This is a genomic window from Caballeronia sp. NCF2 (genome assembly GCF_023631205.1).
Lineage (GTDB): Bacteria > Pseudomonadota > Gammaproteobacteria > Burkholderiales > Burkholderiaceae > Caballeronia > Caballeronia zhejiangensis.
This window is the reverse complement of sequence record NZ_JALQDN010000010.1, coordinates 1-5,665: the sequence shown is the minus strand read 5'-3', so window position 1 is coordinate 5,665 and position 5,665 is coordinate 1. Positions and strand designations below refer to the sequence as shown.

General features: G+C 64.0%; 9 protein-coding genes. 1 reads left to right on the top strand and 8 read right to left on the bottom strand.

Going from position 1 to position 5,665, the window contains the following annotated elements; all coding sequences use genetic code 11:
- Window positions 1–103: 103 nt before the first annotated feature.
- The 6 genes from NCS02_RS06790 to NCS02_RS06765 all read right to left on the bottom strand — a co-directional run bounded on the left by NCS02_RS06790 (window position 104) and on the right by NCS02_RS06765 (window position 3,405).
- Window positions 104–1,213, bottom strand: a complete 1,110-nt coding sequence (locus tag NCS02_RS06790) for an enoyl-CoA hydratase/isomerase family protein (protein ID WP_034473621.1) — start codon at window positions 1,211–1,213, stop codon at window positions 104–106.
- Window positions 1,210–1,905 carry a TetR/AcrR family transcriptional regulator gene (locus NCS02_RS06785; RefSeq protein ID WP_244808041.1) on the bottom strand — a complete coding sequence of 232 codons (696 nt, stop codon included), beginning with the start codon at window positions 1,903–1,905 and terminating at the stop codon, window positions 1,210–1,212. Before NCS02_RS06785 ends, NCS02_RS06790 begins: the two co-directional genes overlap by 4 nt.
- A 49-nt stretch (window positions 1,906–1,954) precedes the next feature.
- Window positions 1,955–2,137: a hypothetical protein gene (locus NCS02_RS06780; RefSeq protein WP_008349944.1), complete on the bottom strand. Its 183-nt coding sequence runs from the start codon at window positions 2,135–2,137 to the stop codon at window positions 1,955–1,957.
- A 211-nt stretch (window positions 2,138–2,348) separates the two neighbouring features.
- Complete coding sequence (locus NCS02_RS06775) at window positions 2,349–2,633, bottom strand: DUF1488 family protein (RefSeq protein WP_008349946.1); 285 nt, start codon at window positions 2,631–2,633, stop codon at window positions 2,349–2,351.
- Window positions 2,634–2,785: 152 nt separating this feature from the next.
- Window positions 2,786–3,139, bottom strand: a complete 354-nt coding sequence (locus tag NCS02_RS06770) for a hypothetical protein (protein ID WP_008349948.1) — start codon at window positions 3,137–3,139, stop codon at window positions 2,786–2,788.
- A complete protein-coding gene (locus tag NCS02_RS06765) occupies window positions 3,139–3,405 on the bottom strand; it encodes a hypothetical protein (protein ID WP_033535792.1) in 267 nt (88 codons plus the stop codon). The genes NCS02_RS06770 and NCS02_RS06765 overlap by 1 nt, the downstream gene beginning before the upstream one ends.
- Before the next feature lie 303 nt (window positions 3,406–3,708).
- On the opposite strand from NCS02_RS06765, the gene NCS02_RS06760 reads away from it, so the two are divergent.
- Entirely contained in the window at window positions 3,709–4,047 is a 339-nt protein-coding gene (locus NCS02_RS06760) for a hypothetical protein (RefSeq protein WP_008349952.1), read from the top strand.
- Window positions 4,048–4,053: 6 nt separating this feature from the next.
- Here the strand turns inward: NCS02_RS06760 and NCS02_RS06755 are convergent, their stop codons facing one another.
- Both NCS02_RS06755 and NCS02_RS06750 read right to left on the bottom strand, forming a co-directional pair.
- Entirely contained in the window at window positions 4,054–4,392 is a 339-nt protein-coding gene (locus NCS02_RS06755; RefSeq protein WP_008349954.1) for a DMT family transporter, read from the bottom strand.
- Window positions 4,393–4,410: 18 nt separating this feature from the next.
- Entirely contained in the window at window positions 4,411–4,908 is a 498-nt protein-coding gene (locus NCS02_RS06750) for a heme-degrading domain-containing protein (protein WP_034473617.1), read from the bottom strand.
- Between the last annotated feature and the right edge of the window lie 757 nt (window positions 4,909–5,665).

Sequence of the window (5,665 nt, the reverse complement as noted above, 5' to 3'; positions counted from 1 at the left end):
ACAGCCCGGCGCTCCGTTTACAACCACTTCTCGCTCCACAAACAAAAATGCCGTTCAGCGCTAACTGAACGGCATTAGCCCGCGCGGGCCGCTTTTCACAGCGTCAGTCCTTCAACAGCCGCAGCGGATGCGCCGCGGGCGTCCACGCGCTTTCGAACATGCGATCGACATCGGCGGCGTTCACATCCTCGGCGCGCGCGATCTTCCAGCGCGGCTCGTTGTCCTTGTCCACGATGCGCGCGCGGATGCCTTCCAGCACATCGCCGCGCTCGAACATCGTGCGCGTCAGATCGAGATCGCGGCGCAGCGTCTCGGCCATCGTCGAGAATTTCGCGCGATCGACCTGCTGCAACGCTACATCGACGGACAGCGGCGAGCGCTCGCGCAGCTCGGCGGCCGTGCGTTTCGCCCAGTCGTTGCCGATGTCCGCCTCGCGTTCGAGCGACGCGAGGATCGACGCGCCGTTGCCCGCCGCGAAGTGCTTGTCGATCATCGTGCGCGCGGCGGCCAGCTCGCCCTTTTCGGGAATCGGCGCGACCTTGTACTTCGTCGTTTCGTTCTGCACGAAGCGCACGATCTCGACGCCATCGAGAAAGCGCTGATGCCTGAGCGATTCGATGAGGCCCGGCAGCGCGCCGTCGTCGAGGTAAGCGTCCGCCATGCGGGCGTACAGCGCGTCCGCGGCGGAAAGGCTCGCGCCCGTCGCCGCGAGATAACGGCCGATCGCCCCGGGCGTGCGCGCGAGGAACCAGCTCACGCCGACATCGGGAAAGAGACCGATGCGCGTCTCGGGCATCGCCATCTTCGTCGATTGCGTGACGACGCGCAGGCCGCCCGTGTGATGCGCGCCCTGCGAGATGCCCATGCCGCCGCCCATCACGACGCCGTTCACGACCGCGACATACGGCTTCGGGAACGTGAAGATCGCGTGATTGAGCTTGTATTCGTCGGTGAAGAACGCGTCGATCGCCGCCCGGTCGCCCGCCTGCGCGGACTCGTACAGAAAGCGGATATCGCCGCCCGCGCAAAACGCGCGCACGTGCGGGCTATAGACGATGACGGCGCGGATCGCCTGATCGTGGCGCCACGCGCGCAAAGCCTCGCTGATCGCGCGCAGCATCGGCGGGGTCAACGCGTTGAGTGCCTTCGGACGATCGAGCGCAATGAAGCCGATGCCGTTGGCGGTGTCGATACGGATGTCTTCGGTGGTCATCGTGTTGAAGTGTCGGGTCGATTCGCTGAGACGAATCGAGGTTCGGTTCGGTTGGCCGGCGCGAACCACGCGTCGAGCGACAACTCGACGAGCGTCGTGGCCGGCGTCTCGGGCAGCGCCGCGCCGGTCAGCTTGAGCGCGACGATGCCATGCAGATTCGCCCACAGGCCTTCCGCGCACGCGAGCGGCGCGGCGTGCGCGGGCAGCCGGTCGGCGGCACGCAATTCGGCGAACGCGTCCGCGATCAGCGAAAGCGTCGCCGCGCCTTGCTCCGCCGCGTGATCGTCGCCTTTACGCTGGGCCTCGGCGACTGCCTGCGCGGAATCCGTGTGCTCCATGAACATCAGCCGATACGTCTCGGGCTCGGCCAGCCCGAATTCGACATACGCGCGGCCCATCGCGTTCAGGCGCGCGGCCGGATCTGCAATCGATGTATGGGCGAGGAACGCGTCGCGCAGACTCGCGTGCCCTTCCACGCGCAACGCCCGCGCGATATCGCCACGGCTCTTGAAGTGAAGATAGAGCGCGGCGGGCGAATAATCGATCGCCTCGGCCAGCTTTCTCATCGATAGCGATGCAAAGCCTTCGCGCTTCACGATCTCGCGCGAGACCTCGAGTATGCGCTCGCGCAGCGCCTCGCGCTGCTCGCGTCTTTGCTCCGTGCGGCGCTCTTGCGAACCCATGCGAGGCATTGTCGGCACCGCCTCTTTCGAAGTCAAATTGCGACGCGCGGGCGCGCGCTCAGACGGTCATCTTGCCGTCGTCGTCCCGTCGCGAAGCCGCGCGATAAAGCGGCTCGTCCGAGTCGCGCAGCACGACCGACGCGAACACGATGCACAGCGCAAGAATCAGCACACCAACGGCTGCCCAGATGAGCCATAGCGCATTGGACTCGACAAGTGAGTGAAGAAAGGATTGAAGCATGACGACCCCGCGCGATTTTTATATTTGACCGCCCAAGCGCATGGCGTTGAGCAAGTAATGTGCCGAGCGAATCGCATCGCGTGCGGCGAATAGATGGATGGTACTCCGTTGCGCGATCACGCGGAAGGAGGCGCGGCGTGTCCCGCGCGAATAAAGAGGCGGCGCGATGCAGGTCTTACATCGCGCCGTGTAAGAGATGAACGAAGGTGCGTCAGACGGTGACGCGCCCCGGCGGAAAGTGTCCGCTTTTCAGGAGCACGGGCATGCCGTTGGTCACGCGCAGATGCTCCCGCGCGACCGCTTCGATGCGCGTGCGGCCCGCATCGAATGCGTCGATCCAGCCGGCGCTGTCATAGGTCTGCGCGCCGAAGTGATCTTCGAGCGCTTCGACCGAAATGGCGCACGGCACGCGCCGGCCATCTACGATCGCGGCGAACTCGACGGTCAGGTTGGAATCGCGGTAATCGGGCGCGTCCGGAAGGAATCGGATATTCATGATTGTCTCGTTGCTGAAGACGTTCAAGCGCTGGAATCACTTCTATCGCTGCGTTCGATGCGGGTCCGCTCGCGGCGCCGCGAACGATCGCACGAATCGATTCGGCGACTATGGTACTCGCGCTCGCGCCGCGCGGTCCAGCGCCGCGCCGCTCATGCCGCGAGCACGGATTCGTCGACATCGACGACGAGCAGCGAGCTTGCAAGCGGATCGGCATAGTTGAAGTCGAGCAGCCGGCTCATTTCGCGCACGCGGTCGCACACGCGTTGACGCGCATCCAGCGACAGATGCGGATAGTCGCGCAACACTTGCGCGTCGAATCGGTAATGCACGCCCCACGCGACATTGCCCGGATGATTCGCGACGCCGCCCGTGCGCCAGCTCACGAAAAGCGCCGGCGTCGGCTCCGCGCCGATTTCCGCGACGTCCGCGCCGCTCGGAAACAGATCGATCAGGCTGTTCGCGACGTCGTACAGCACGGTATGTCGAAGATGAACGGGGCGCATCACGTCGATTGCAGCAAGCGGTCGATGTATTCGCGCGCGGCCTGCTCGACGTGTGCGAGCGCCTCGTCTTCGGTTGCGAAGCGCCGCTCGGGACCGAGATCGACGAGCGCTTCGAAACGATGGACATCGTCCGGGCCGCCGCGCGCGAGGCTCACCGAGCCGACATAGATCGGCGCTTCACCGTCGTTTTCGCCGTGCGACTGCACGAGCCGCGCCGAAGCGCTGATGTAATACCCACGATATGGCCCCGTGACTCGTTCTGCCATGGTTTTGCCTCCGTTCAATTGGCCGCGCATGCGCCGGTTTTCGCCGATATCGGCGGCAATTTCAACCGAAACGCCAGATGAATAAGGCGCGCGATCCGGAAAATAGTTCATCGGGCGGCTTGACGCGCATACGGGCGCTCTCACGGTTTGATCGCAAGCATCGCGCCCGCGCGGGTTGCGCTAACAACCGCTTACGTGTCGCGTAAGGCGCGTATGGGACAATGCGTCTCTCAAAAAACGCGCCCTCGCCGCGAAGCTCGAGGCACTGCGGCGCGCATCGCAATTCGCTCTCACGAGGTAAAGATGAAGGAATCCGGTCGGCGCTTGCGCCGTATCTCCGCACGCGTCGCGACGCTCGGCGCTGTCGTCGCGATCTCGGCTCTCGGCGCGTGCGCGTCGTCGAACGAAGCATCGCTCATCAATCTGCCCGATGGACAGACCGGCTACGCGGTCAACTGCAGCGGCGCCGACGCCGGATCGAGCTGGGCGAGCTGCTACGTGCTCGCCGGCAAGAAATGCGGCGCGACCGGTTACGACATCGTGTCGAAGGACAACGAGGAAGGCGGCCCGACCGGCGGCGGCATCAGCAACGTGGTCTCCGCGAACGTCAAGAACCGTTCGATGATCGTGCGTTGCAAGTAAAGCGCATCAATGCGCGCTCATCTTCGAGAAGGCGTTGAGCACGACCACGCCGGCGACGATGAGACCCATGCCGAGCATCGCGGGCAGATCGGGCGTCTGTTTGAAGAGCAGCGCCGCGACGAGCGTGATGAGCACGATGCCCGCGCCCGACCACACCGCATACACGATGCCGACCGGCAACGCGCGCAGCGTCAGCGACAGCAGATAGAACGACAACCCGTATCCGGCCACGACGATCGCGGCGGGCAGCGCGCGCGTGAAGCCATCGGAGGCGCGCAGCGCGGAAGTCGCGATGACTTCGGCGACGATCGCGATGGCGAGAAGCACATAAGCGGTTGAGCGCATCGGCGTCGGGGCTCTCTTTTAGTCGCGTCCGAGAGACAGGTCGCCGAAGTTCTGGCCGAGCACGGCGCATAGTGCTTCGACCACAAGCTGATGGTCGTCGCGCTGCGGAAGTCCCGACACCGCGACGGAACCGATCACGCCCGCGCCCTGCACGCGCAGCGGGAATGCGCCGCCGTGCGTCGCGAACGCTTTGGGATCGAGCGTGTACTTGTCCGCGAGCGTCGTGCCGGCCTGTTGCAGCGTGAGGCCGATCGCATACGAACTGCGGCGGAAATGCTCGACGGTGCGCGACTTGCGCTCGACCCAGCGCGCGTTGTCGGGTGTGGTGTTGTCGAGCGCTGCGTAGAAAAGCTGGCGCCCGAAGGTACGCACATCGATGACGATGGCCGCATCGCGCGCCAGCGCCATCTCGCGCAATTGCGAACCGATTTGCCACGCGTGTTCCGAGTGAAATTGCGGGAACACGAGCGTGTGCTCCTGATGCGCGATGGCTTGCAGAACGTGGGGAATGTCCATGGACGGGTCCTTTGGCGTGCTTGAAGCGAAGATGGTGGGTGTGGAGGAGATTTTCGCACGCGTGGGGGAAGGCGCGATGTCTGCGTTGGTCGTGAAGGAGTGGAAATGCGACTTGGGATTTGGAAGTCGAGGACGACGTTGATGCGAAAAGCCTGACTGACCAGGCTGATTGCGACCCCAGAAACCGAACGCGACGGACGCTGCCTGCGCGACAGCGAATGTGTCGTCTGCGAGCATTGCGGACACAGCGGGTTTCTCAGCCACCTACGACCGACGCCTTGTTTGTCTCGCGCAGCATCGTGACCATCAGTTCTTCCGTGAATCGGCTCTGCTTCATGACTTCCATATCTCGGTTGGAAGCCATTTCTCAGTTTCGGTTGGCCCAAACTCACCAGGCAAGGCAACGAAATCAGGTTATACGGTAATGCGATCAGGCTCACGTTTCGACAGCGGCTCGACATCGCTCAGAATCAGCGCCGGCATCGCTCACTTCATGAAGTTGCAATGCTCGCGCGTAGCGGGCTACAGCGGGCCAGCCGAATTCGTCTGCCTGAGCATGCAGTTGGCGAGTTAAGGATCACTCTTCCGAGAGGCGCTCCGAAAGTTGTCATTTCGAAAGCAACCCGCCGGCGCTCGTCGAGATCGAACTTGCGCTCGCTTTGGCGCTTGTGATGGCGTCAGTCGCCGTGTTGACGCTCTGCGCCGCCGCTTTGCTCGCGGCGGCGGCTCCCGAGACACTCGACGCCGCCGACGCGGC